This is a genomic window from Lentzea chajnantorensis (assembly GCF_054300775.1).
On sequence record NZ_JBSDZT010000002.1, the window covers coordinates 2,278,967 to 2,301,758 of the forward strand.

Annotated in this window: 27 protein-coding genes; 16 read left to right on the top strand and 11 right to left on the bottom strand. The window is 69.5% G+C overall.

Translation table 11 applies throughout. The features are described from left to right. The 4 genes from ACVDFE_RS12020 to rho all read left to right on the top strand — a co-directional run bounded on the left by ACVDFE_RS12020 (position 1) and on the right by rho (position 5,542). On the top strand, positions 1-1,302 hold the full coding sequence (locus tag ACVDFE_RS12020; protein WP_360395498.1) for a homoserine dehydrogenase: 1,302 nt from the start codon (positions 1-3) through the stop codon (positions 1,300-1,302). After that, entirely contained in the window at positions 1,299-2,348 is a 1,050-nt protein-coding gene (gene thrC, locus ACVDFE_RS12025) for a threonine synthase (RefSeq protein WP_360395500.1), read from the top strand. The genes ACVDFE_RS12020 and thrC overlap by 4 nt, the downstream gene beginning before the upstream one ends. After that, positions 2,345-3,190, top strand: a complete 846-nt coding sequence (gene thrB, locus ACVDFE_RS12030) for a homoserine kinase (RefSeq protein ID WP_360395502.1) — start codon at positions 2,345-2,347, stop codon at positions 3,188-3,190. The genes thrC and thrB overlap by 4 nt, the downstream gene beginning before the upstream one ends. A gap of 321 nt (positions 3,191-3,511) precedes the next feature. Beyond that, the gene (gene rho / locus ACVDFE_RS12035; protein ID WP_458430477.1) at positions 3,512-5,542 is read left to right on the top strand and encodes a transcription termination factor Rho; all 2,031 of its coding nucleotides are present in this window, start codon (positions 3,512-3,514) and stop codon (positions 5,540-5,542) included. 98 nt (positions 5,543-5,640) lie between these two features. Here the strand turns inward: rho and ACVDFE_RS12040 are convergent, their stop codons facing one another. Continuing rightward, positions 5,641-6,027 carry a hypothetical protein gene (locus ACVDFE_RS12040; protein WP_458430478.1) on the bottom strand — a complete coding sequence of 129 codons (387 nt, stop codon included), beginning with the start codon at positions 6,025-6,027 and terminating at the stop codon, positions 5,641-5,643. 255 nt (positions 6,028-6,282) lie between these two features. Here ACVDFE_RS12040 and rpmE point away from each other — a divergent pair, with 255 nt between their 5' ends. The 5 genes from rpmE (at position 6,283) to prmC (ending at position 11,167) form a co-directional block, all read left to right on the top strand. Beyond that, a complete protein-coding gene (gene rpmE / locus ACVDFE_RS12045; RefSeq protein ID WP_065916458.1) occupies positions 6,283-6,495 on the top strand; it encodes a 50S ribosomal protein L31 in 213 nt (70 codons plus the stop codon). Between the two features lie 87 nt (positions 6,496-6,582). Further along, entirely contained in the window at positions 6,583-7,647 is a 1,065-nt protein-coding gene (gene prfA / locus ACVDFE_RS12050) for a peptide chain release factor 1 (protein ID WP_360395506.1), read from the top strand. Between the two features lie 22 nt (positions 7,648-7,669). Next, positions 7,670-8,878, top strand: a complete 1,209-nt coding sequence (locus tag ACVDFE_RS12055; protein ID WP_458430479.1) for an acyl-CoA thioesterase/bile acid-CoA:amino acid N-acyltransferase family protein — start codon at positions 7,670-7,672, stop codon at positions 8,876-8,878. Between the two features lie 9 nt (positions 8,879-8,887). After that, positions 8,888-10,273 carry a dihydrolipoyl dehydrogenase gene (lpdA, locus tag ACVDFE_RS12060; RefSeq protein WP_236216559.1) on the top strand — a complete coding sequence of 462 codons (1,386 nt, stop codon included), beginning with the start codon at positions 8,888-8,890 and terminating at the stop codon, positions 10,271-10,273. A 27-nt stretch (positions 10,274-10,300) separates the two neighbouring features. Further along, complete coding sequence (gene prmC, locus ACVDFE_RS12065) at positions 10,301-11,167, top strand: peptide chain release factor N(5)-glutamine methyltransferase (RefSeq protein ID WP_458434319.1); 867 nt, start codon at positions 10,301-10,303, stop codon at positions 11,165-11,167. Between the two features lie 157 nt (positions 11,168-11,324). Here the strand turns inward: prmC and ACVDFE_RS12070 are convergent, their stop codons facing one another. The 9 genes from ACVDFE_RS12070 to ACVDFE_RS12110 form a co-directional block, all read right to left on the bottom strand. Further along, complete coding sequence (locus ACVDFE_RS12070; RefSeq protein WP_458430480.1) at positions 11,325-11,825, bottom strand: hypothetical protein; 501 nt, start codon at positions 11,823-11,825, stop codon at positions 11,325-11,327. Beyond that, positions 11,822-12,331, bottom strand: a complete 510-nt coding sequence (locus tag ACVDFE_RS12075) for a hypothetical protein (RefSeq protein ID WP_360395514.1) — start codon at positions 12,329-12,331, stop codon at positions 11,822-11,824. The genes ACVDFE_RS12070 and ACVDFE_RS12075 overlap by 4 nt, the downstream gene beginning before the upstream one ends. Before the next feature lie 65 nt (positions 12,332-12,396). Continuing rightward, positions 12,397-13,629 carry a hypothetical protein gene (locus ACVDFE_RS12080; RefSeq protein ID WP_458430481.1) on the bottom strand — a complete coding sequence of 411 codons (1,233 nt, stop codon included), beginning with the start codon at positions 13,627-13,629 and terminating at the stop codon, positions 12,397-12,399. After that, on the bottom strand, positions 13,626-13,928 hold the full coding sequence (locus tag ACVDFE_RS12085; protein WP_458430482.1) for a type VII secretion target: 303 nt from the start codon (positions 13,926-13,928) through the stop codon (positions 13,626-13,628). The genes ACVDFE_RS12080 and ACVDFE_RS12085 overlap by 4 nt, the downstream gene beginning before the upstream one ends. After that, a complete protein-coding gene (locus ACVDFE_RS12090; protein WP_458430483.1) occupies positions 13,925-14,401 on the bottom strand; it encodes a YbaB/EbfC family nucleoid-associated protein in 477 nt (158 codons plus the stop codon). The genes ACVDFE_RS12085 and ACVDFE_RS12090 overlap by 4 nt, the downstream gene beginning before the upstream one ends. Next, positions 14,398-15,153: an ESX secretion-associated protein EspG gene (locus ACVDFE_RS12095; protein WP_458430484.1), complete on the bottom strand. Its 756-nt coding sequence runs from the start codon at positions 15,151-15,153 to the stop codon at positions 14,398-14,400. Before ACVDFE_RS12095 ends, ACVDFE_RS12090 begins: the two co-directional genes overlap by 4 nt. Beyond that, entirely contained in the window at positions 15,150-16,376 is a 1,227-nt protein-coding gene (locus ACVDFE_RS12100; protein ID WP_458430485.1) for a hypothetical protein, read from the bottom strand. Before ACVDFE_RS12100 ends, ACVDFE_RS12095 begins: the two co-directional genes overlap by 4 nt. Before the next feature lie 87 nt (positions 16,377-16,463). Then, positions 16,464-16,961, bottom strand: coding sequence for a DUF3558 domain-containing protein (locus ACVDFE_RS12105; protein ID WP_458430486.1), 498 nt, complete (start codon positions 16,959-16,961; stop codon positions 16,464-16,466). Positions 16,962-16,996: 35 nt separating this feature from the next. Next, the gene (locus tag ACVDFE_RS12110; RefSeq protein WP_458430487.1) at positions 16,997-17,443 is read right to left on the bottom strand and encodes a hypothetical protein; all 447 of its coding nucleotides are present in this window, start codon (positions 17,441-17,443) and stop codon (positions 16,997-16,999) included. A gap of 254 nt (positions 17,444-17,697) precedes the next feature. Between ACVDFE_RS12110 and ACVDFE_RS12115 the strand changes: the two genes are divergently transcribed. The 3 genes from ACVDFE_RS12115 (at position 17,698) to ACVDFE_RS12125 (ending at position 20,086) form a co-directional block, all read left to right on the top strand. Further along, the gene (locus tag ACVDFE_RS12115; protein WP_360395529.1) at positions 17,698-18,348 is read left to right on the top strand and encodes an L-threonylcarbamoyladenylate synthase; all 651 of its coding nucleotides are present in this window, start codon (positions 17,698-17,700) and stop codon (positions 18,346-18,348) included. A 96-nt stretch (positions 18,349-18,444) separates the two neighbouring features. After that, the gene (locus tag ACVDFE_RS12120; RefSeq protein WP_360395531.1) at positions 18,445-19,581 is read left to right on the top strand and encodes a glycosyltransferase family 4 protein; all 1,137 of its coding nucleotides are present in this window, start codon (positions 18,445-18,447) and stop codon (positions 19,579-19,581) included. A 58-nt stretch (positions 19,582-19,639) separates the two neighbouring features. Next, positions 19,640-20,086: a hypothetical protein gene (locus ACVDFE_RS12125; RefSeq protein ID WP_458430488.1), complete on the top strand. Its 447-nt coding sequence runs from the start codon at positions 19,640-19,642 to the stop codon at positions 20,084-20,086. Between the two features lie 82 nt (positions 20,087-20,168). Here the strand turns inward: ACVDFE_RS12125 and ACVDFE_RS12130 are convergent, their stop codons facing one another. Further along, positions 20,169-20,360 carry a hypothetical protein gene (locus tag ACVDFE_RS12130; RefSeq protein ID WP_237048290.1) on the bottom strand — a complete coding sequence of 64 codons (192 nt, stop codon included), beginning with the start codon at positions 20,358-20,360 and terminating at the stop codon, positions 20,169-20,171. Here ACVDFE_RS12130 and atpB point away from each other — a divergent pair. From atpB to ACVDFE_RS12150, 4 genes are all read left to right on the top strand, one after another. Continuing rightward, a complete protein-coding gene (gene atpB, locus ACVDFE_RS12135) occupies positions 20,353-21,012 on the top strand; it encodes a F0F1 ATP synthase subunit A (RefSeq protein ID WP_458430489.1) in 660 nt (219 codons plus the stop codon). The two genes, ACVDFE_RS12130 and atpB, sit on opposite strands and share 8 nt — an antisense overlap. Positions 21,013-21,076: 64 nt before the next feature. After that, positions 21,077-21,328 (top strand): ATP synthase subunit c family protein, encoded by a 252-nt coding sequence (locus ACVDFE_RS12140; protein WP_360395537.1) that lies wholly within the window; start codon positions 21,077-21,079, stop codon positions 21,326-21,328. Positions 21,329-21,369: 41 nt separating this feature from the next. Further along, on the top strand, positions 21,370-21,912 hold the full coding sequence (locus ACVDFE_RS12145) for a F0F1 ATP synthase subunit B (protein ID WP_360395675.1): 543 nt from the start codon (positions 21,370-21,372) through the stop codon (positions 21,910-21,912). A 9-nt stretch (positions 21,913-21,921) separates the two neighbouring features. After that, a complete protein-coding gene (locus ACVDFE_RS12150; RefSeq protein ID WP_360395539.1) occupies positions 21,922-22,746 on the top strand; it encodes a F0F1 ATP synthase subunit delta in 825 nt (274 codons plus the stop codon). Positions 22,747-22,792 lie beyond the last annotated feature (46 nt).

The window sequence follows — 22,792 nt, forward strand, 5'->3', positions numbered from 1 at the left end:
GTGCCGGAAGCGAAACCCATCCGGGTCGCCTTGCTGGGATGTGGCACGGTGGGCACGGAGGTGGTCCGGCTGCTGACGGACCAGGCCGGCGACCTCGCCGCCCGCATCGGCGCGCCGATCGAGCTCGCCGGGATCGCGGTGCGCAGGCCGAACAAGCACCGCGAGGTGCCGGAGCACCTGCTCACGACGGACGCGTCCGCGCTGGTGAAGTCGGACGACGTGGACGTGGTCGTCGAGGTCATCGGCGGCATCGACCCCACCCGCGGGCTGCTGCTGGAGGCGCTGCACAACGGCAAGTCCGTCGTGACGGCGAACAAGGCGCTGCTGGCCGAGCACGGCTCCGACCTGTTCGAGGCCGCCGACGGCTCGGGCGCCGACCTGTACTTCGAGGCGGCCGTCGCGGGCGCGATCCCGTTGCTGCGCCCGTTGCGGGAGTCCCTGGCGGGTGACCGGATCACGCGCGTGATGGGCATCGTCAACGGCACGACGAACTTCATCCTGTCCGCGATGGACGCCACGGGCGCCGGCTACGCCGAGACGCTCGAGGAGGCCTCGCGGCTGGGCTACGCCGAGGCCGACCCGACCGCCGACGTCGACGGGTTCGACGCCGCGTCCAAGGCCGCGATCCTCGCGTCGCTGGCGTTCCACACGCGCGTGACGGCCGCGGACGTGTACCGGGAGGGCATCCGCCAGGTCAGCGCCGCCGACATCGCGGCGGCCAAGGGCCTGGGCCGCACGGTGAAGCTGCTCGCGATCTGCGAGCGCGTCGTCTCGCCGTCCGGTCAGGAGTCAGTCGCGGTTCGAGTGCACCCGGCCATGATCCCCAGGACGCACCCGCTGGCCTCGGTCAACGGCGCGTTCAACGCGGTGTTCGTCGAGGCCGACGCGGCGGGGGAGATGATGTTCTACGGGCAGGGCGCCGGTGGCGCCCCGACGGCGAGCGCGGTGCTCGGCGACCTGGTCGCCGTGGCGCGCAACAAGGTCGCGAGCGGACGCGGTCCGCGCGAGTCGGCCTACGCGGCGCTGCCGGCGCAGCCCATGGGCAACACGCCCACCCGCTACCACATCAGCCTCGACGTGGCGGACAAGGCGGGTGTCCTCTCGCAGGTCGCCGCCGTGTTCGCCGAGCACGACGTGAGCATCGCCGCGGTGCGCCAGGAGGGCCGGACAGAGGACGCCAGCCTGGTGATCGTCACGCACGCGGCGACCGACGCCGCGCTGCGGTCCACTGTGGACAAAGTCGGTGGCCTCCCCGTGGTGCGGGACGTCGTCAGCGTCATGAGGGTGGAGGGCGAAGAGTGAGCGCTAGAGCTGGCTGGCCCGGTCTCATCAACGCCTACCGGGACCGCATCGAGATCCCGGAGGGCGCGGAGGTCGTCACGCTGCACGAGGGCGGCACGCCGCTGGTGCACGCGCAGCGGCTGTCCGCGGCCACGGGCTGCGACGTGTGGGTGAAGGTCGAGGGCGCGAACCCGACCGGCTCGTTCAAGGACCGCGGCATGACCGTGGCCATGACGTACGCGCTGGCGTCCGGCCTGAAGGCCGTGATCTGCGCCTCCACCGGCAACACCTCGGCGTCCGCCGCGGCCTACGCGGCCAAGGCTGGCCTGACGGCGGCCGTGCTGGTGCCCAGCGGCAAGATCGCGATGGGCAAGCTCGCCCAAGCCGTGATGCACGGCGCGCGGATCCTGCAGATCGACGGCAACTTCGACGACTGCCTGGAGCTCGCCTCCAAGACCGCGGCCGAGTACCCGGTCACGCTGGTGAACTCGGTCAACCCGGTGCGCCTCGTCGGGCAGCAGACCGCCGCGTGGGAGGTCTGCGACGTGCTCGGCCAGGCCCCGGACGTGCACTGCCTGCCGGTCGGCAACGCGGGCAACATCACTGCGTACTGGAAGGGCTACACGTCCTACGACCGGGGCCTGCCGAAGATGTTCGGCTTCCAGGCCGCCGGTGCCGCACCGCTCGTGAGCGGTGCGCCGGTGCCGAACCCGGAGACCATCGCGACCGCCATCCGGATCGGGTCGCCGGCGTCGTGGACCGGTGCGGTCAACGCCCGTGACGAGTCGGGCGGCCTCATCGACGCGGTCACCGACGAGCAGATCCTCTCCGCCTACCGGCTGCTGGCCTCGTCCGAGGGCATCTTCGTGGAGCCCGCGTCGGCGGCGTCCATCGCCGGTCTGCTGAAGACCGCCGAGGACGGCCGGCTGCCGAAGGGCTCGACGGTTGTGTGCACCGTCACGGGACACGGCCTGAAGGACCCCGACACCGCGTTGCTCGGCACCACCGAGGTCGAGCCGGTCCCGGTCGACCCCGGTGCCGTGGCGCACGCGTTGGAGCTGGCGTGAGGTTCGTCGTCACCGTCCCCGCGTCGACCGCGAACCTCGGTTCGGGGTTCGACGCGCTGGGCATGGCCCTCGGCCTGTACGACGAGGTCGAGGTCACGGTCGCCGAGGGCCTCTCGGTGGTCGTGGAGGGCGCTGGATCGGGTGACGTCCCGCTCGACGAGTCGCACCTCGTCGTGCGGGCCGTCCGCGCCGCCGGCTACTCCGGTGGCCTTGCCCTGAAGTGCCACAACGTGATTCCGCACGCACGCGGGCTGGGCTCTTCGGCTGCCGCGATCGTGGCGGGTGTCGCAGCCGGCTTCACCCTGACGGGTCGCGAGCTGGACGCGGACGCGTTGCAGATCGCCGCCGAGTTCGAGGGCCACGCGGACAACGTCGCCGCCTCGCTCTACGGCGGAGTCGTCATCGCGTGGTCGGAGGGCGAGCGCTACCGTGCGGTCCGGGCGGACGCCGACGCACGGGTGCGGCCGGTCGTGCTGGTCCCGTCGCAGGAGTCGTCCACCAAGACCACCCGCGGCCTGCTTCCGGCCGAGGTGCCGCACGCTGACGCCGCGCACGCAGCGGGGCGGGCCGCCCTGGCGGTGCACGCGCTGACCTCGGACCCCTCGGTTCTCCTTGCCGCTACTGAGGATCGCCTCCACCAGAACTACCGCGAGCCCGCGTGGCCCGACACCGTTCGAGTGATCAACGATCTCCGCAAGCTCGGGGTTCCCGCCTGCGTGTCCGGTGCGGGACCCACCGTGATCGCGTTCGGGGACGTTCCGGACGAGGTCGACGTGCACGGCTTCGACGTGCGCAGACTCGACGTCGACGCCTCTGGCGTGCGCGTTCGTCCATTGGACTGACACGCCCGACCCCGGTTGTTGCACAGCGGAGGACCGGCGTCTACCCTCGGGGGCGATCAGTCACCGCGCGCACGGGCGCCGGTGTCGCGCCCGGACACTCGTTCCGGGTCGCAATCCTTTTGTGTTCTGGCTCTGTGCCGTGCGGGCGGGGCGGACGCAAAAGAGGCACCCGATCGCCGTGTGACCTGACAAAAGTCCCGTGCTTGCCGGAAGCGGTGTGTGCTTCCGTCTGCATCGGACTGACCGCCGTTCCCCAGTTGAAGCGGGAGGGCGGGTCCGCTGGGCCGCGTAGGAGGCGGGGCCTGGTCAGGAAGGACATGTGTGAGCAACACCGATTTGCTGAGCAGCGATGTCGCAGCTGCTTCTGGTTCTGGAGCCGAGGAGACCGCTCTGTCCACCCCTTCGAACGGCACGACGCCGCGCCGCCGCGCGGGTCTGTCCGGCATGGTGCTCGCCGAGCTGCGTGAGCTCGCCGGCCAGCTGGGCATCACCGGAACCGCTGGTCTGCGCAAGGGCGACCTGATCGCGGCCATCAAGGAGAAGCAGGGCTCCGGTGCCCCGGCCGCGAAAGCCGAGAAGCCGGCGCGGGCCCCCAAGCAGGCCGCTGAGAAGCCGGCTCCCGTCGCGGAGCAGCCGGTGGCCGAGAAGCCTGCCGAAAAGCCTGTTCAGCAGCAGCTCGAGGTAGCCGCGGAGAAGCCTGCCGCCGCTGCCGTCGACGCCGGAGCCGAGGACGGGGGTCGTTCCTCCGAGGAGGGCGGTCGCCGTGGCAACCGCCGCCGCCGTTCCGGCCGCGGTGGGGGCGGCGAGGTGGCCGAGGGCCAGCAGCAGCCGCAGGAGCAGCGCCAGGAGCGCGCTGAGCGCCCTGACCGGGGCGAACGCGCCGAGCGTTCCGACCGCGCTGAGCGTTCCGAGCGTTCTGACCGCGGCGAGCGTTCTGAGCGTTCCGACCGCGGTGAGCGTTCCGAGCGCCAGGACCGTGGCGACCGCGGTGAGCGCGGCGACCGGGGCGAGCGGGGCGGCCGTGACCGCAACCGCGACCGCGGTGAGCGCGGCGACCGCGGTGACCGGGGCGACCGCAACGACCGCCAGGGCGGTGGCCAGCAGGACGACGACGGCGACGGCCGTCGTGGCCGCTTCCGCGACCGCCGCCGCCGCGGTGGCCGTGGCGAGGGCGTCGAGCGTCCTGACCGCGAGACCGAGGTGCGCGACGACGACGTCCTGCTGCCGGTCGCGGGCATCCTGGACGTGCTGGAGAACTACGCGTTCGTCCGCACGTCGGGCTACCTGGCCGGCTCGAACGACGTCTACGTCTCGCTGTCGCTGGTCCGCAAGTACGGCCTGCGCCGCGGTGACGCCATCACCGGCGCCGTCCGCCAGCCGCGCGACGGCGAGCAGCAGCGCCAGAAGTTCAACCCGCTGGTCCGCGTCGACAAGATCAACGGCCTGGACCCGGACGAGGCGCGCAACCGCCCGGACTTCACCAAGCTGACGCCGCTCTACCCGAACGAGCGCCTGCGCCTGGAGACCGAGCCGCACATCCTCACCACCCGCGTCATCGACCTGGTGATGCCGATCGGCAAGGGCCAGCGCGCCCTGATCGTGTCGCCGCCGAAGGCGGGCAAGACCTCGGTGCTCCAGTCGATCGCGAACGCGATCACGAAGAACAACCCCGAGTGCCACCTGATGGTCGTCCTCGTCGACGAGCGTCCGGAAGAGGTCACCGACATGCAGCGCTCGGTGAAGGGCGAGGTCATCGCCTCGACCTTCGACCGCCCGCCGTCGGACCACACCACCATCTCCGAGCTCGCCATCGAGCGTGCGAAGCGACTGGTGGAGATGGGCCACGACGTGGTCGTGCTGCTCGACTCGATCACCCGCCTGGGCCGCGCCTACAACCTGGCTGCCCCGGCCTCCGGCCGCATCCTGTCCGGTGGTGTCGACTCGACGGCGCTGTACCCGCCGAAGCGGTTCCTCGGCGCTGCCCGCAACATCGAGGGCGGCGGCTCGCTGACCGTCATCGCGACGGCGCTGGTCGAGACCGGCTCCGCCGGTGACTCGGTCATCTTCGAGGAGTTCAAGGGCACCGGCAACGCCGAGCTCAAGCTCGACCGCAAGATCGCCGACAAGCGCACCTTCCCGGCCGTCGACGTCGACAGCTCGGGCACGCGCAAGGAAGAGCTGCTGCTCTCCCCGGACGAGATGGCGGTCACGCACAAGCTCCGCCGCGTGCTGCACGCCCTGGACGGCCAGCAGGCCATCGACCTGCTGCTCGACCGGCTCCGCAAGTCCCGCACCAACATCGAGTTCCTGATGCAGGTGGCGAAGACGACGCCGGGCGCCGAGCAGGACTGATCCCGCGCGAGTTTCACGTGAAAAGGCCCCCGGCGCTGGTCACCGGGGGCCTTTCCGCGTCTGTTCACTCGAATGCCGAACCACGTGCCCGTCCGTGCTCAACGGCAGTTGGACGCGGCCGTTCCCTCGTCCTGCCGCAGCAGGCACTGCACGACCAGCCCCAGCAGCACCGGCACGCCGACGACCGCGGCACCCAGGGCCGAGACCTCGACGCCGCCCACGCCCACACCACCGGCGAGCACCGCGGCGAGCCAGGGCCACCGCACCCAGGTCCGCTGCCACCGGGACGCCCAACGCACCCCGCGGGACACGGCAGCCGCGACCGCCACGCCGGCACCCCACACCACGGAGGACAGCGGCACGGTCCCGAAGGACGCGGTGACCAGCCCTGCCGACCCCATCAGGCCGAACACGGCTGCGGCGAACAGGAACGGCACGGCCAGCCACAGGCGCCAGCTCAGCTGCCGATCGACGGTGCAGAACACGGCACACAGTCTGATGGAATACGTCCAACAACGTGGAGCCGTATCCAGCCCAACGGCCACACCTTGCGCCGAACGGCGTACCAGTGAGGTTGAGCGGTTGTGACCTCAGGCACCCCGGGCCTGTCGTGGCCGTCGCGGGAACAACCGCGTTTTTGCACGTGTTGAACGGTCTGGCAAACTAAACGGTCGAGTCCGGCTCCGGTTCACCCGTTCACAAACTGGGACCCGGCGGCCATCCTTGAAAGGGACAAGATCTTGAAGACTGGCATCCACCCCGAGTACACGGTCACCGAGGTGACCTGCAGCTGCGGTAACAGCTTCACCACGCGCAGCACCACCGCGGCGTCCGAGGTTCGCGTCGAGATGTGCTCGAACTGCCACCCGTTCTACACGGGCAAGCAGCGCATCCTGGACACCGGCGGTCGCGTCGCGCGCTTCGAGGCGCGTTACGGCAAGCGCAACAAGTAGCTGCTTTCACGGCGCCTGACCTCGGCCACCCGGCCGGGGCGGGCGCCGTCGCCGTTTCCAGGCCACCCTGAACCGAAAGCAGGAGACGTGTCGCAGTCGCTGGACAGCTTGCTCGCCGAGTACGACGAGCTGGAGAAGAAGCTCGCCGATCCCTCCGTGCACGCTGACCAGGCGGGGGCGCGCAAGCTCGGCAAGCGCTACGCCGCGCTCGGGCCGATCGTGAAGGCGGCCAGGGAGATCGACCAGGCGAAGAGCGACCTGGAGGCGGCCAAGGAGCTCGCGAGCGAGGACCAGGCGTTCGCCGACGAGGCCAAGCAGATCGAGGAGCAGCTCCCCAAGATGGAGGAGAAGCTCACCGAGCTGCTGCTGCCGCGCGACCCGCACGACGCCGACGACGTGCTGCTGGAGATCAAGTCCGGTGAGGGCGGCGAGGAGAGCGCGCTGTTCGCGGGCGACCTGCTGCGCATGTACACGCGGTACGCCGAGCGCCAGGGCTGGAAGGTCGAGATGCTCGACGGCACCGACTCCGACCTGGGCGGGTTCAAGGACGTCACGGTGGCCATCAAGGCGAAGGCCACGACCCCCGACGGCGTCTGGAGCCGGCTCAAGTGGGAGGGCGGCGTGCACCGGGTGCAGCGCGTGCCCGTCACCGAGTCGCAGGGCCGCATCCACACCTCTGCGGCCGGCGTCCTGGTCTTCCCGGAGACCGAGGAGACCGCCGAGGTCGAGATCGACGAGAAGGACCTGCGCATCGACGTCTACCGGTCGAGCGGCAAGGGCGGCCAGTCGGTCAACACCACCGACTCCGCGGTGCGCATCACGCACCTGCCGAGCGGCATCGTCGTCTCCTGCCAGAACGAGCGCAGCCAGCTGCAGAACAAGGCGCGCGCCATGCAGGTCCTGCAGTCGCGCCTCGCCGCGCTCGCCGAGGAGCAGAAGGCGCAGGAGCAGAGCGACGCCCGCCGCACCCAGATCAGGACCGTCGACCGCAGCGAGCGGGTCCGGACCTACAACTTCCCCGAATCGCGCATCTCCGATCACCGGGTTGGGTACAAAGCGCATAACCTGGACCAGGTGCTCGACGGAGACCTGGACGCGGTGGTGGACGCACTCGCCGCCGCTGACCGGGCAGAACGGCTCGCAGGCGGGTAATCCGACGTGAGAGGGGCGCGGTGTGGCCGAGATCCTGGTGGACCCCGAGGCGGCGCCCCTCGACCAGCCGGTCGGCATCGTCGTCACGGGACTGCCGCCCGACGCCGAGGTCACCGTGCAGCTGTCCACGGGTGACCGCGCGTCCCACGGCGTCTTCCGCGCCGACGAACGCGGTGTCGTGGACCTGGCCCGGCACGCCCCGGTCGAGGGCACCTACACCGGTGTCGACGCGATGGGCCTGTTCTGGTCCCTCGAACGCACCGGCGGCAAGCCCGGTCCCACGTGCCTGTCCGTGGACGGCGCCGGCGAGGTCGAGCTGCGGCGGCTGGAGGTGCCCGAGGGCGTCGAACGCGTCGAGGTCCGCGAGAACGGTCTCGTGGGCACGCTGTTCGCCCCTGAGGCCGACGGTGGCGAGTTCCCCGGCGTGCTCGTGCTGGGCGGCTCCGAGGGCGGCCTGCACGAGACCGACGCGGCTCTCCTGGCCGCACACGGGTTCGTGACGTTCGCCCTCGGCTACTTCGGCGTGAAGGGCCTGCCGGACCACCTCGTCGACATCCCGCTGGAGTACTTCGGCAAGGCGATCGAGCACTTGGGCGAGCGCGCCGGTGCGGTCGGCGTCGTCGGCGGTTCCCGCGGCGGCGAGCTCGCGTTGCTGCTCGGCGCGACGTTCCCGCAGGTCAAGGCGGTCGTGAGCGTGGTGGGCAGCGGTGTGGTGACCCAGGGCATCGGTCCGGGCGCGAACCTGCTGCAGAAGCTGTCGCACGAGGCGGCGTCGTGGACGCACAGGGGTGAGCCGCTGCCGTACCTGCCCTACGACATCGGCGAGGAGCTGCGCGCCAGGATCGTCAACGACGAACCGGTGCCGCTCAGGCTCGCCTTCGACACCACCGACGGCGTGCCGGAGGACGCGGAGATCCGCGTCGAGGACATCGCCGGGGGTGTGTTGCTCATCTCGTCCGGCCACGACGACTCGTGGCCGTCGGCCGAGCTGAGCGAGGTCGCGCTGCGGCGGCTGAAGGACCACGACCACCCGTTCCCGTACGAGCACGTCGTGTATCCCGAGGCAGGACACCTGATCGCGGGCCCGCCGCACCGTCCCGCCACCGACGTGACCTATCCGGGACCCGGCGTCACCTTCTCGGGTGGTGGTGTTCCGCAGGCCACCGCGCACGCGCGGCGGGACGCGTGGAAACGGACCGTCGAGTTCTTGCAGGAGCAGCTCGGGACCTAGGGTGTGCTCATGAGCGCACACTTTGATGTCGTCGTCGTGGGTGCGGGTCCCGGCGGGTACGTCGCCGCGATCCGTGCGGCTCAGCTCGGGCTGAAGACCGCCATCGTCGAGGAGAAGTACTGGGGCGGCGTCTGCCTGAACGTCGGCTGCATCCCGTCGAAGGCGCTGCTGCGCAACGCCGAGCTGGCGCACCTCTTCACGCACGAGCAGAAGACGTTCGGCATCAAGGTCGACGGCACCGTCAGCTTCGACTACAGCGCGGCGTGGCAGCGCAGCCGCAAGGTCGCGGACGGGCGCGTCAAGGGCGTGCACTTCCTCATGAAGAAGAACGGCATCACCGAGTACAACGGGTGGGCCGACTTCACCGACGACCACACCCTGACCGTCGGGGACGAGACGATCACCTTCGGCCACGCGATCATCGCCGTGGGCGCCACGACCCGGATGCTGCCGAACACGCAGAAGTCCGACCGCGTCGTGACCTACGAAGAGCAGATCATGACCGAGGACCTGCCCGAGTCGATCATCATCGCCGGCGCGGGCGCCATCGGCGTCGAGTTCGCGTACGTCATGCACAACTACGGCGTGAAGGTCACCATCGTCGAGTTCCTCGACCGGATGGTGCCGCTCGAGGACGAAGAGGTGTCCGCCGAGCTGCTCAAGCGCTACAAGAAGCTGGGCGTCGACGTGCGCGTCGGCACGCGGGTCGAGTCGATCGACGAGTCGGGCGAGAAGGTCCGCGTCACCGTGTCGAAGAACGGTGCCGAGGAGGTCCTGGAAGCCGACAAGGTCATGCAGGCCATCGGGTTCGTGCCGCGTGTCGAGGGCTACGGCCTCGAGAAGACCGGTGTGAAGCTGACCGAGCGCGGCGCGATCGACATCGACGGCCGCGGCCGCACCAACGTGCCGCACATCTTCGCCATCGGCGACGTGACCGCGAAGCTGATGCTCGCGCACACCGCCGAGTCGATGGGCATCATCGCCGCCGAGACCATCGCGGGTGCCGAGACGATGGAGCTCGACTACGTGATGATCCCGCGGGCGACGTTCTGCCAGCCGCAGATCGCCTCCTTCGGCTACACCGAGAAGCAGGCCCGCGAGAAGGGCTTCGACGTCCAGGTCGCGAAGTTCCCGTTCACCGCGAACGGCAAGGCGCACGGCCTCGCCGAGCCCGGTGGCTTCGTGAAGCTGATCAGCGACGGCAAGCACGGCGAGCTGCTCGGCGGCCACATCATCGGCCCCGAGGCCACCGAGCTGCTGCCCGAGCTCACGCTGGCCCAGCAGTGGGACCTCACCGTCCACGAGGTCGCGCGCAACGTCCACGCGCACCCGACCCTCTCGGAAGCCGTCAAGGAAGCGGTGCACGGCCTGGCCGGGCACATGATCAACTTCTGAGGTAGCTTCTCCTCGATGTCCTCGACGATGAACCGGCAGCCGCTCCGCCTCGCGATCTCCGAGGCGGCCGAGGTCCTGGCCGAGGCGGGGGTGGACAGCCCCCGCGTCGACGCGGAGCACCTGGCCGCGCACGTGCTCGGGGTGGAGCGCGGGCGGCTGCCGCTCATCCCGCTGGTCGACCCGTCGGTGGTCGACCAGCTGCACAAGCTCGTCCTGACCCGCGCCGAGCGCATCCCGTTGCAGCACATCCTCGGCTGGGCGCCGATGGGCGCCATCTCCGTCGAGGTCGGGCCCGGGGTGTTCGTGCCGCGGCCGGAGACCGAGCTGCTGATGGAGTGGGCCCTGAAGACCGTGGCGGGAGTGCCCACCCCGGTGGTCATGGACCTCTGCACGGGCACGGGCGCCCTGGCGCTGTCGATCGCCGCAGCCCGCCCGGACGCCGTGGTGCACGCGGTGGAACTGGACCCGCAAGCGCTTGCGTGGACCCGCCGCAACGCCGACGCGCGAACGGCAGCAGGCGACACCCCGATCCGGCTGCACCACGGCGACGCGACCGACCCGTCGCTGCTGCCCGACCTGGACGGCACGGTCGACCTGGTGGTGTGCAACCCGCCCTACGTCCCCGAGGGAACGCCGGTGCAGCCCGAGGTGGGCGTGCACGACCCGCACCACGCGGTGTTCTCCGGCGCGGACGGCCTGGACGTGATCCGCCACGTCGTCTCGGCGGCCGCGCGGTGGCTGCGCCCCGGCGGTTCCGTCGGCATCGAGCACGACGACACGCAGGGCGAGTCGGTGCCGGCACTGCTGTCGGCACGCCGGGTGCTGACCGACGTCGCCGACCACACCGACCTGGCGGGCCGGCCTCGCTTCGCGACCGCTCGCAGGGTTTCCTAGAGCCTGCCCGCTTCCGGCACGGGGTCTTCTCCGAGTTGCCAAATGCTGGCCAATAAGTAGCCGTTCGCTCTTGCCGGGGTTGAACGGTCGTATGTTTTCCCGTGGGGAGGGCACACGGTCACGCGCTGGAGCGATCTCGCGCGTGACCGTGTCTTGGCTACAGGAAGTCGTTGCGGATCTCTTGCTTGTTGGGTGCTCGCGGTTCTCTTCGGGGCCAGCGCAGCACCATCAGGACGAACGCGACCGCGGTCGTTGCGGCGGTCGGCACACCTGGCTGGTTGACCTTGCCGCTCGACGGTGTGTGCACCTCGACCCGGTGAGCGCCGCACGCGAGGCTGTTGCTGTAGCTGGTCGGCGAGCGGCGCCCCACGTGCGTGTTGACGGCGGTGACCGCACAGCTCGCTTTCTCGCCGAAGACCGTGAGCCACGGGGAATGCCCGCCGGTGCCGCTGAGCGCGGCGACGACGAGAACCGCGATCGGCGCCGCCAGCACGGCCGTGGTGCCCGGCCTGACCTTCGCCATCAGGTAGCCGGACAGCGGCAGGCTCAGGACCACGATGAGCACCGCGAACAGCGCTTCGGGGACCGGGAGGGCGATCACGAAACCCGCGATGACGACGCCGAGCAGGACGGCGCACAACGCGACGACGGGTTTCACGGTTCGCGGACGGGGCGCCGGGCCACGAAGGCGATGAACGCGGCGTTGACGAGCAGCCCCAGCGGGAACAGCAGGGAGTGGCCCAGGTTCACCTTGGCCGCTTCGAGGTTGCTGACGAACCCGGTCCTGTCCACCACGACGCTGAGCCGCGCGCCCACGTCCGCTACCTCGTGGCCCGTGGTGGGCCGGTAGGACAGCTGCCGGCCGCCGCAGTCGAGCGTGTTGCTGTAGGTGGTGGGGCTTCGGGTGTGCTTGTGGCTCTGCACCTCGACGACGTTGCACCGCACCGTTTCGCCGAACGCGCTGAGCCACAGCGAGTGGCCGCCGATGTTGCCGAGTACGAGGCTGGCGAAGAAGAGCGCCATCGCGGGGACGACCACCCACCGCCCGCCGTTCGGCCGGTAGCTCGCCAGGGACCAGACGTAGCCGAAGAAGGCCGCGATGCCGAGGACCACCAGCGGGATCGCCCAGAGACCGCCCGCGTTGGCGGTGAAGCTCAGAACCATGAGCGCCGTGATGCTGAGTGCTGCGAGAAGGACCTTCTTCGGCTGGGCCGGCGGTCGCACCGTCGTCACTCGCTCAGTGATCCGTGCTGCCGTGGGAACGGTTTCCTGCCCTCGTTCTCCAGCTCGTCGTACTTCGCCCACTCCCGGAGGTGGTCCGCCGTCGCCTTGGTGACCCACCCTCCGTCGGTGACACTTGGCACCGAGTGGGGCGTCACGGTTCCGTCAGCGCGAGTGTGCGGCTTGTAGGGCGTGTACGCGCCGACCGCGTCCTGGAGCGGCTGCGGGAGCGGTTTGACCTTGTCGGCGTACGGTTCCTCGTACTTGGTCTTCCAGGTGTTGCCCGCGTTGGCGTACCCGTCGCTGAACTCCCGGCCAGCCTGGTTGAGCTTGTCCCCGGCCTCCGAGAGCGGGGGACGGCTGTTTCCCCAGTCCTGCAACCGCTTGCCGGAGTCCGCGAGTCCGTCACCCCTGCCTGGGCCGGTTCTCGGCGCATCAGGAGTCCTGGGGCCACCACCTCTGCCGAACCGGCCAAGCCTCTTCAGGACGTCTCCGAGCTGGCCGAACAGGCCCTTCACGCGGCCCAGGACGCGGGTGACGAGCTTGACCAGCTTCGCGAGCTGCTGCGTGATCTTGCCGAGGACCACCGCGCCTCGTCCGACGGCCCACGCGGAGAACGCCGCGACGGAGCTGCCGAGTGACACGAACGAGGACGCGAGTGCGATGGCCGCGTTGCGGATGACCTCCCAGATGAACAGGGCGACGAGGTCCCTGATCATGCCGCGGATCGCTGCGGTGAGCGTGCCGGCCTTGGCGATCTCGGATGCCACGAAGGTGCACGTCTTCGCGACCGCTGCGATCTCACCGGACAGTTCACCCTGGCTCTGGCGGAACTTCTCGGCGGCGGTGCCCTGCTCCCAGCAGAGGAACTCGCTCTTCACCGCCGTGCCCTGCTGCTCACCGATGTTGTGGAGATCGGTCGCGACCTCGTTCCACGTCGTCACGGCGGATTTGATCTTGTCGCCGTTGCCCGCCAGCCAGTCCAAGGGCTCACGGAGGAAGCTGAGGTGCTCGATCAACCAGCCGATGCCGGCGGTGGCCAGGGCGCCCACGGGGTCCATGTACGCACCGAGGGCGTCGAGTGCCAGAGCGCCCGCGTTCATGCCGAACTCGGCGAGATCGCCATCACCGAGCCGTTTCGCCGAGTCGATCGTCTGGGCCAGCGACTCGACCGGACCCGCACCTGCGTAGTTGTCAGGTGTTGCCCAGTCGTCGCCACCCTTCAACCCGGTCCAGGTCATCGTGGACCTCCGAACCGGTCGCGGTTGACGTCCTCGTGCGACTCGTAGGTCTGGGCGGTGGCCGTGGTATCTGAGGAGGCGTCGCCGACAGCGGTGGCGAGCTCGCGGATCGCGGCGGTGGCGTCCTGAGCGAACTGCTGGGCGCCGGCGGCGAAGAACGAGAGCAGCTGGCCGAAGGTGTCCCCGCCGAGGTCGACCTGCGCCGACCTGGTGGCGGCGGCGTCCAGCGCGGCCTGGCGCTCGCGTTGGCCCTTGGCGAACTTGTGCAGCTCCGTGGGATCGACGCCGAAACCTGTCATCGGAGCACGCTTCCGAAGCCGTCCTCGTCGTCCTCCACAGGTCGCTGCAGCGGTGCGGGTTTCTGGGCCGGGGCGTTCCAGGAGACCTCGCGCATGACCTGACCCTCCTCCTGTGCCGGCGGCGGGTCCTCGTCCTCCTGCTGCGGGATGAAGCTGCGCAGGAAGTCCATGGCCTCCGTGCCGCCGAACTCCGGTTCCACGATGGACGCGACCTGCTCGGCGGCCTGGACCTGGGCCTTCTGCACGGTCTGCATGACGAGCTGGCCCAGCTGGACGTGGGTCAGCCGGGTGGCCGCCGGCGAGAACTCGATGTGCTGCAGGGCGCCGTTGGGCGCCACGCGGACGGTCACCGCCTCGTTGGGGGAGGTGACCGTGCTGCTGGCCTGCTGGATCTGCTCCTGCATCTGCTGGGAGCGGTGCTGGAGCTGCTGGGCCCGGGACTCCAGGTCCGCGATCATCCGCTCGGGGTTCACCGGTCGCTCGTCATCGCCAGGACCTGACCCAGGTGACGGGCGAGGCCCATGTTGTCCGCGGGCGAGATCGTGAACCACCCGGTGCGCAGCTGCACGTTGGCGTAGCGGCCGTTCTGGGTGTCGATCCAGGTGACCGGCGGGAAGTCGCGCTTGGTGCGGCCCTGGTCCAGCTGGACGAGGAAGTGGCCGTTGCCGAGTGCCGGACCGGCCAGCATCTGCTTGGCGAGGCGGACGTCCTCGTTCTCGGTCGCGCGGACGGCCTGGCGGAAGCCCTCCCGGTGCTGCTGCGGCTGGTTTTCGAAGGCCTGTGCCGGGACGGTGACCAGCTTGCCCTGGCCGGGGCGGCCCTGCGGCACAACGCCCGCGAGGCTCGTCGCGATCTCGTTGGGCTGCACCTGGTTCAGCGTCATCGTGGTGTCCTCTTGGGACACCAGCACGGCATATCCGCCACGCGCGACCACGCACGCCCGCACGAGCTTCTCCCGGCTCATGTCCGGCATGCACAGGGCGATGACGCGGAGCTCGGGACGCGCCAGCAGCCGCAGCGCGTCGTCGAGGTCCGGCTCCGGGCGGCCGCGGCGGGCGAGGCCGCGGCGTTCGAGGTCCTGGTGCACGGCCTTCTTGATGCGCTCGCGTTCGTCGAGCGTGTCGCCGTGCGACGGGATGTCGAAGGGGTAGGGCAGGCTCCCCGCCCGCAGGTCCTCCCAGAGGACCTCGAACGCGGGCAGGGAGAGCTGCGCGATCTGCCTCATCCGCCGATCACCGGCGGCGCGACCATGCGGTCGTCGTCGAAGAACTCGTCGGTCGGGACGAGGTAGTTCGACTTGTGCTCCTTGTCCTCCGCACCCTGGCCACCGCCGGCACCTGCGCCACCGCCGGCACCCATGCCCGCAGCGCCGGCCGCGCCACCACGTCCCGCGGCACCCGCGCCCGCGGCACCGGTACCCGCACCGCCGCCCATGACCCCTGCGCCACCGCCGGGGTTGGCCGGGCCGAAGCTGCCCATGCCGCGACCCGCACCGGCACCCACGCCGCTGCCGGGCCCACCGATGCCGCCGGGACCCGTGCCGCGGCCACCACCGGCGCCGCCACCGGGGCCACCGAGGCCGCCGGGACCGCCTGGGCGCATGCCGGGACCGCCGCGCAGGGGCGGGCGGCCGGTCTGGTTGCCGCCGGGAGGCCGCATGCCGGGCGGGAGGATGCCGGGCGGGGTGCCGATCGGCGGGCGGTTCTGGTTGTTGCCGCCGTTCTGGTTCTGGTTGTTGTTGTTGTTGTTGTTGTTCGGCAGGTTCGGGTCGTTGACCTGCGGGGCCACCCACGACGCGTTGGTCGTGCCGTTGCCCGTGGAGGAGGACGACGACGGCATGCCGGGCATGCCCGTGGTGGCGGGCGGGCGGTAGACGTTGTTGCCCAGAGTGTTCTGGTTGTTGTTATTGGTGCCCGGTGGCGTGATGCCCTGATCGTGGGTCACGACCGGGGTCGACTCCATTGTGGGCATCGACATGGCAGCAGCCATCATCGTGTTGTCGCGTTGCTGCATGACGCGCACAGCTTCTTCTTTGGCGTCCTGCTGTTTGTTGTGCGTCATGATCATGTCGATCGGCGCGCCCGCCATCATGATCGGGCTGATGAAGCCGCCCTTGTTCGTGAACCAGTCGCCCGCGATCTTCAACGGGTTGAACTCAACTGGCTCCGGCATGTTCGTGTTCGCCTGGACCGCGGCTTCGCGCTGCTGTCCGATGGCTTCCGAGGTGCGGGTGAAGCCCGCTCCGGTCGTGTCCGCGAACTTCCCGACCTTGCCGAGGGCACCTCGGACCGCATCCGCGGCCTGGCCGGTCCACCCCGCCTGCGAGCCGTTGACCAGAATGCTGAAGTCGGTCGCCAGGTTCTTGAACTGACTGCCCAGCTTCGCCCAGGCGTCGATCACCTGGTCCGCCGCTGTCGGGTGGTACTTGTCGTTGACCAGCCTCTTCATCTCTTCGTGCGGCTGGCCCGGGTAGTTGGTGTTCGGATGTGGAACCGTGGGCGTGACGGGCGCCATTCGAATCCCCCTCGGGCGTCTTCAGGGCAGTTTCGGTGCGATCAGCTCGGCGGCTTTGGAGGACCGTTCACAAGCTGCTGCGGTGTCTTCCGAGCTGAGGCTCAACGTCCCGATCACGAGGACGGACGACGACTCGCTGACGGCGATCGCGATGGTGCAGGCGTTCTTCGCGCCGTCCTGCGCTTCGACCTTGGTCGCGTCGTACTTGCCCACCTTGGTCTGGGAGACCTTGTCCCCCTGGAGGTTGAGTTCCTTGACGCCCGACTCGGTGCGGATGCCGGCTCGGACGCCACCGTTGCCGCTGGCGTTCCAGGCACACCCGTCCGAGGTGCCGACCTGCGAGGCCTTGCCGGGGAAGGGCAGACCCAGGCTCGTGGCATCGGATTGGGTGAGCAGGTCGCACGGCTTGAGCGCTTCCAGACCCGATGCCGAGGCGGACTCGCTCGTCGGCGTCGAACTGCCGCTGGTCGGCGTCGGGTTGGCGTTGCCGGAAGTGCCGGTGCAACCGGCAGCGAGCACGGCGAGGCCGACCGTGGTCGCGATGAGAATGCGCTTCATGACTTCCCGTCGAGTTTCTTGAGTGCGTCCGCGTGTGCCTGGTCGACGCCTTGGTAGGACGCGCGGCTCTTGTCGATCTGCGTCTTCAGGTCGTCGATCGCCTTGTAGACGTCTTTGAGCGTCTTCTGGGCCTCGGTGCCGAAGGTCCTGTTCCCCTGGCTGATCGCTTCGGCGTAGCCGCCGCCGAGCTTGGTGTCCGCACTGAGGTCCAGGGCGCTCTGCTGCAGTTCGCCGAGCGTGTCCTGCATGGCCGTCAACTTCTTGATCATGCTGTCGACCAGGTCCGGGTCGACGGAGAGCTGTTGGGTCTCCACCGCGATCGCGACAGCCCGGCCTGCGTCGACGATCGCGCTGAGGCCGCCCCCCAGGATGGCGTTCCACGAGCCGCTCGCGGCGTGGTCCGTGATGCTGGTGCCTCGTGTGAATGTTGCTTCTTCGGACACAGAAGCCGACCCTCCCCGATTGCGCTCTGTGGTCGGTCAATGACCATACAGCGGTGCCACCATTCGGTGGATGAGTTGAACTACTTACACCCGTTTGGGGCAAAACCGTGCCTGGTCAAAGCCGGTATGAGTGCTTCAAGTGAGAACAGCAGCGCAGCTTCGGTGGCATAAAGCGAGAAATGCGCGGTGCCACGGTCAGTGGTCGGTGGAGGGGGTCCGGCGGCGGGGTGGCTCACCTGGCTAGGCTCAGCCGGGTGAGCACGGTCTACGACTGCAGCGAACCTGACAACCGCGCGGCGGGGCTTGCCGCTGCCGCCGGCGCGGTGCGGAGTGGGCGGCTGGTCGTCATGCCGACCGACACCGTCTACGGGATCGGGTGTGACGCCTTCGACGCGGAGGCGGTCCGGGGGCTCTTGCAGGCCAAGGGGCGGGGGCCGGACATGCCGGTGCCGGTGCTGGTCGGGTCGTGGACGACGATCGACGGGCTGGTGCTGAGCGTGCCGCGGCAGGCGCGGGCGCTCATCGAGGCGTTCTGGCCGGGTGGGCTGAGCATCGTGTTGCCGCACGCGCCGAGCTTGGCGTGGGACCTGGGGCAGGCGCGGGGGACGGTCATGTTGCGGATGCCGTTGCACCCGGTGGCGCTGGAGCTGTTGCGGGACGTCGGGCCGATGGCGGTGTCCAGTGCCAACAAGTCCGGGTACGCGCCGGCGTCCAGTGCGCAGGAGGCGCGGGACCAGTTCGGGGACTCGGTGCCGGTCTTCCTCGACGGCGGGTTGAGCGGGGAGAACATCGCCTCCACCATCATCGACCTCACGGGGCCCGACGCGGTGATCCTGCGCGAGGGCGCGGTCTCGAAGGCCGACGTCGACGAGGTGCTCGGCGTCGAGGTCGAAGTCGCGCGCTGAGCGGCGGCTGACAGAATTGATCATGGCGCCGCGGGTACCGTGGCGGCCACCCCGAAGAAGACCCCCGAAGAAGACCCCGACCTGATTGGTAGGCCCGTGGGGCCCGCATCCTCGTTCGTATTGCCGGTGCGCGAGTACCTGCTCGTTGCGTTGACGGCTGCCATCGTGACGTTCTTGCTCGTCGGCCTGGTGCGCGCGCTTGCGTTCCGGGTTGGTGCGGTGGCGTATCCGCGTAAGCGCGATGTGCACGTGCAGCCGATGCCGCGCATGGGTGGCGTCGCCATCTACGGCGGTGTGCTCGGTGGCATGTTCCTTGCGCACCAGCTGCCGGTGCTGCGGGCGGCGTTCGACTTCTCCAACGACCCGTGGGGTGTCATCGTCGCGGGTGGTGTCATCGTGCTCGTGGGTGCGATCGACGACCGGTTCGAGCTCGACTCGCTGACCAAGCTCGCCGGTCAGGTCACGGCCGCGGGCATCCTCGTGCTCTTCGGCCTGCAGTGGATGCTCGCGTGGGTGCCGGGGCTCGGGGCCACGGTGTCGCTGGACCAGAACCAGGGCGCGCTGCTCACCGTGCTGCTCACCGTCACGATGATCAACGCGATGAACTTCGTCGACGGCCTGGACGGGCTCGCCGCCGGCATCGGGCTCATCGCGGCCGCCGCCACGTGCGTGTTCTCGGTCGGCATCCTCGTCGAGCGCGAAGGGGCCGTGGAGGCCTACCCGCCGGCGCTGATCGCCGCCGTGCTGGCAGGGGCGTGCCTGGGATTCCTGCCGCACAACTTCAACCCCGCGCGCATCTTCATGGGCGACTCCGGCTCGATGCTCATCGGCCTCATGCTCGCCGCCGCGACCACCAGCGCCTCCGGCAAGATCAACCCGTCCACCCGCAGCGCCGCCGACCTGCTCGGTCTGCTGTCGCCGCTGATCGTCGTCGCGGCCGTGCTGTTCGTGCCGGTGCTCGACCTGCTGATGGCCATCATCCGGCGCACGCGACGGGGCGAGAGCCCGTTCTCCCCGGACAAGATGCACCTGCACCACCGGTTGCTGGAGATCGGCCACTCACAACGGCGCGCGGTGCTGCTCATCTATTTGTGGGCGGGCGTGCTCGCGTTTGGGGCCGTAGCTTTGACGCTCTTCGACCCGGTCATCGTGGCGACCTGCTTCGTCATCGGGCTGGTCGTGACGTTCGTGGTCTCCGTCATTCCCCGGCTGCGCGAGGCCCGCAAGTCCTGAGGGATTGTCGAGGGGGCTGCCTGCACGTGCTGAAAAGCGGGTTCCTACACTTCGGGACATGAGCGACGCGGACAAGGCCGTCACGCACGAGCTGGTCGTCCAGCGGCTCGCCGGGGAAATGTTCCGCGCGGCCGCCTGGGCCGCGCTCGGCACCTTTCTCCTCGGCGTCGTCGTGTCAACTGTGATCTGGGGGACCGCGGGTCTCCACGGGTCGTTGATCGGCGGCGCGATCGCCATCCTCTCGAGCCTCGCGACGTTGTTGTTGATGCGCAAGACCGCCGCGCTCGATCCGATGTTCGTGATGGTCGCCGCACTCGGCGGATTCACGGGCAAGCTGATGGTGCTGCTGCTCGCGGTCATCCTGCTGCGCAACCAGGACTGGCTCGAACCCAAGGCACTCGGAATCACCCTGGTGGCGACGGTCCTGGTGACGTCGTACCTGGAGGCCAGGGCGTCCAAGCGCAGCCGCAGCCAGATGGTGGTCCCCGCCTCCGAAGGCGCCTAGACCTGCTGATATGGTCCGCGCAGGCCAGGGACACCCGATCGCAGGGGTGCCTCTGGTAGTCGCTTGCGAACCGTAAGGTACGTTAAGTCCAGATCGTGACGATTCCCCCGGCGGAGTGAACGCCGGCCGGGAGAACCGGAAGGAACACAGTGACCAAGTTGCTGGCTTCGGGGGGCGAGTTCGTCGCTCCCGGTGTGAAGGACTTCTTCCTCCCGCCGATCTTCGGCTCGGTCACGAAGCCGATGGTCCTGCTGGTGCTGTCGATCGTGATCATCGGCGTGTTCTTCGTCGCCGCGACGCGCAACATGAAGCTCGTTCCCGGCAAGTTCCAGTTCGCCGCCGAGTCGGTTTACGACTTCGGGCGCAACAACATCGCCAGGGAGCAGATCGGCGCGAAGGACTTCAAGCCCTTCATCCCGCTGATCCTCACGATCTTCACCTTCGTCCTGGTGAACAACCTGTTCGGGCTCATCCCGATCATCCAGTTCCCGACGATGTCGCACATCGGTTTCCCGCTCGCCGTTTCGTTGCTCGTCGTTTACCCGGTGTACCACTTCGTCGGGTTCAAGCGGCACGGCTTCGTGGGTTACTTGAAGCACCAGACGATTCCGCCGGGCGCGCCGTGGTTCGTGCTGCCGCTGCTGATCCCGATCGAGTTCTTCCAGAAGTTCATCCTGAACCCGCTCACGCTGGCGATCCGAGTTTTCGCGGCCATGTTCGCGGGTCACCTCCTGCTGCTGGTGTTCACCCTGGCCGGTGAGTTCCTGCTGCTCAATGGCGGGCTGACCGTCATCGTGGCGCCGGTGTCCTTCGCCTTCGCCATCGCGCTGACCTTCCTGGAGGCACTGATCATGTGCCTGCAGGCCTACATCTTCGCGCTGCTGTCTGCCAGCTACATCGGCATGGCGCTGGCAGAAGAGCACTGAGAAACAGCACAAAGCCTCCGATCCGCGAACACTCGCGGACCGAGTTGGAAAGGGAACAGCAACAGTGAGCGCTCTCCAGATCGCCCAGGACGCCGTCAACATCAACCCGGGTCTTGCGGCCATCGGTTACGGCCTCGCCGCCATCGGCCCCGGCATCGGCGTCGGTCTGATCTTCTCCTCGGTCATCAGCGGCACCGCCCGCCAGCCCGAGGCCCGCGGCGTGCTGCTCAGCCTCGCGTGGACCACCTTCGCCATCGTCGAGGTCCTCGCGCTGATCGGCTTCGTCGTGTACTTCATCGCGACCGCCGGCGCCTGACCTAACCCTTCGACGCGTTAGGAGACGCCGTGTTCCACGCTTTGATCTTGGCCGCGGAGGACCCTGCGAAGGTCAACCCGGTCCTTCCGCACACCGCGGAGATCATCCTCGGGCTCGTCGCCTTCCTGCTCCTCCTCTTCGTCATCAAGAAGTTCGTGTCGCCGCGCTTCGAGGCGCTGTACGCGGAGCGGACGGCCAAGATCGAGGGTGGCATCGAGAAGGCGGAGCAGGCGCAGGCCAAGGCTCAGCAGATGCTCGAGCAGTACAAGGAGCAGCTGGCCGAGGCTCGCGCCGAGGCCGCTCGCATCCGCGACGACGCCAGGGCCGAGGGCCTGCAGATCGTCGAGGAGCTGCGTGAGCAGGCGCAGGCCGAGTCCGCCCGCATCGTGGCGCAGGGCCAGCACCAGCTGGACGCGCAGCGCGCCCAGATCGTCGCCGAGCTGCGCGCCGACCTCGGCCGCACCGCCGTCGAGCTGGCGAGCAAGGTCGTGGGCGAGTCCCTCGAGGACGAGACCCGCCGCCGCGGCACCGTCGACCGCTTCCTCAACGAGCTGGACGCCGTCGCGGCGCCCGCGGGCAAGTAGAGGCAGCCGATGACGTTGCATGCCGCAAGTCGTGAAGCTCTGGCAGCCGCGGAACTGCGGCTGCTGGAGCTCGCCGACGCTGCGTCCTCCCAGGAGCAGGCCAAGCTGGGCGAGGAGCTCTTCGCCGTGCTCGGCCTGCTGGTCGAGCAGCCGGCGTTGCGCCGCGCGCTCGCCGACGCCTCGTCCGAGCCCGGTGGCCGTGAGCAGTTCGTCCGCGGCCTGTTCGCGGGCAAGGTGGGCGACGGGACGCTGCAGGTGCTCGCCGCCGTCGTGACCGCGCGCTGGTCCAGCCCGCGCGAGCTCGTCGAGGGCGTCGAGTCGCTCGCCCGCACCGCACTGCTCGTGCGTGCGGAGGGTGACGGCCAGCTCGACTCGGTGGAGGACGAGCTGTTCCGGCTCGGCCGCATCGTGGCGGGTTCGCACGAGCTCGAGCTCCTGCTGGCGGACCCCGCGGGTACCGCCGACACCAAGGTCGCACTGGTCGGCTCCCTGATCGAGGGCAAGGTCGGCTCCGTCACCAAGACGCTGGTGGACCAGCTGGTCCGCAACCCGCGCGGGGTGCGCGTGGCGGACGGGCTCGCCGAGCTCGCCGACCTGGCGGCCAAGCGCCGTCAGCGTTCCGTGGCCCACGTGCGGTCCGCCGTGGAGCTGACCGCGGCACAGGTCGACCGCTTGACCGCGACGCTGACCACGATCTACTCGCGCCCGATCGCGCTGCACGTGGAGGTCGACCCCTCGCTGGGCGGCGGTCTCCAGATCAAGATCGGCGACGAGGTCATCGACGGAAGCGTCGCCGGCCGGTTGGCGGCACTGCGCCGCAATCTCGCCAGCTAGCCCCTGAGCCCTTTCCCAAGAACGAAGAAGTGAGAGCAGGAACGAC

Excerpts from the sequence above, each read along its gene's own strand:
- lpdA (WP_236216559.1), top strand. The coding sequence starts at position 8,888 with ATGAGCGCACACTTTGATGTCGTCGTCGTGGGTGCGGGTCCCGGCGGG.
- prmC (WP_458434319.1), top strand. The coding sequence starts at position 10,301 with ATGAACCGGCAGCCGCTCCGCCTCGCGATCTCCGAGGCGGCCGAGGTC.
- ACVDFE_RS12075 (WP_360395514.1), bottom strand. The coding sequence starts at position 12,331 with ATGGTTCTGAGCTTCACCGCCAACGCGGGCGGTCTCTGGGCGATCCCG.
- ACVDFE_RS12080 (WP_458430481.1), bottom strand. The coding sequence starts at position 13,629 with ATGACCTGGACCGGGTTGAAGGGTGGCGACGACTGGGCAACACCTGAC.
- ACVDFE_RS12085 (WP_458430482.1), bottom strand. The coding sequence starts at position 13,928 with ATGACAGGTTTCGGCGTCGATCCCACGGAGCTGCACAAGTTCGCCAAG.
- ACVDFE_RS12095 (WP_458430484.1), bottom strand. The coding sequence starts at position 15,153 with ATGAGGCAGATCGCGCAGCTCTCCCTGCCCGCGTTCGAGGTCCTCTGG.
- ACVDFE_RS12100 (WP_458430485.1), bottom strand. The coding sequence starts at position 16,376 with ATGAAGAGGCTGGTCAACGACAAGTACCACCCGACAGCGGCGGACCAG.
- ACVDFE_RS12125 (WP_458430488.1), top strand. The coding sequence starts at position 19,640 with ATGAGCGACGCGGACAAGGCCGTCACGCACGAGCTGGTCGTCCAGCGG.
- ACVDFE_RS12130 (WP_237048290.1), bottom strand. The coding sequence starts at position 20,360 with ATGATCACGATCGACAGCACCAGCAGGACCATCGGCTTCGTGACCGAG.
- ACVDFE_RS12150 (WP_360395539.1), top strand. The coding sequence starts at position 21,922 with ATGACGTTGCATGCCGCAAGTCGTGAAGCTCTGGCAGCCGCGGAACTG.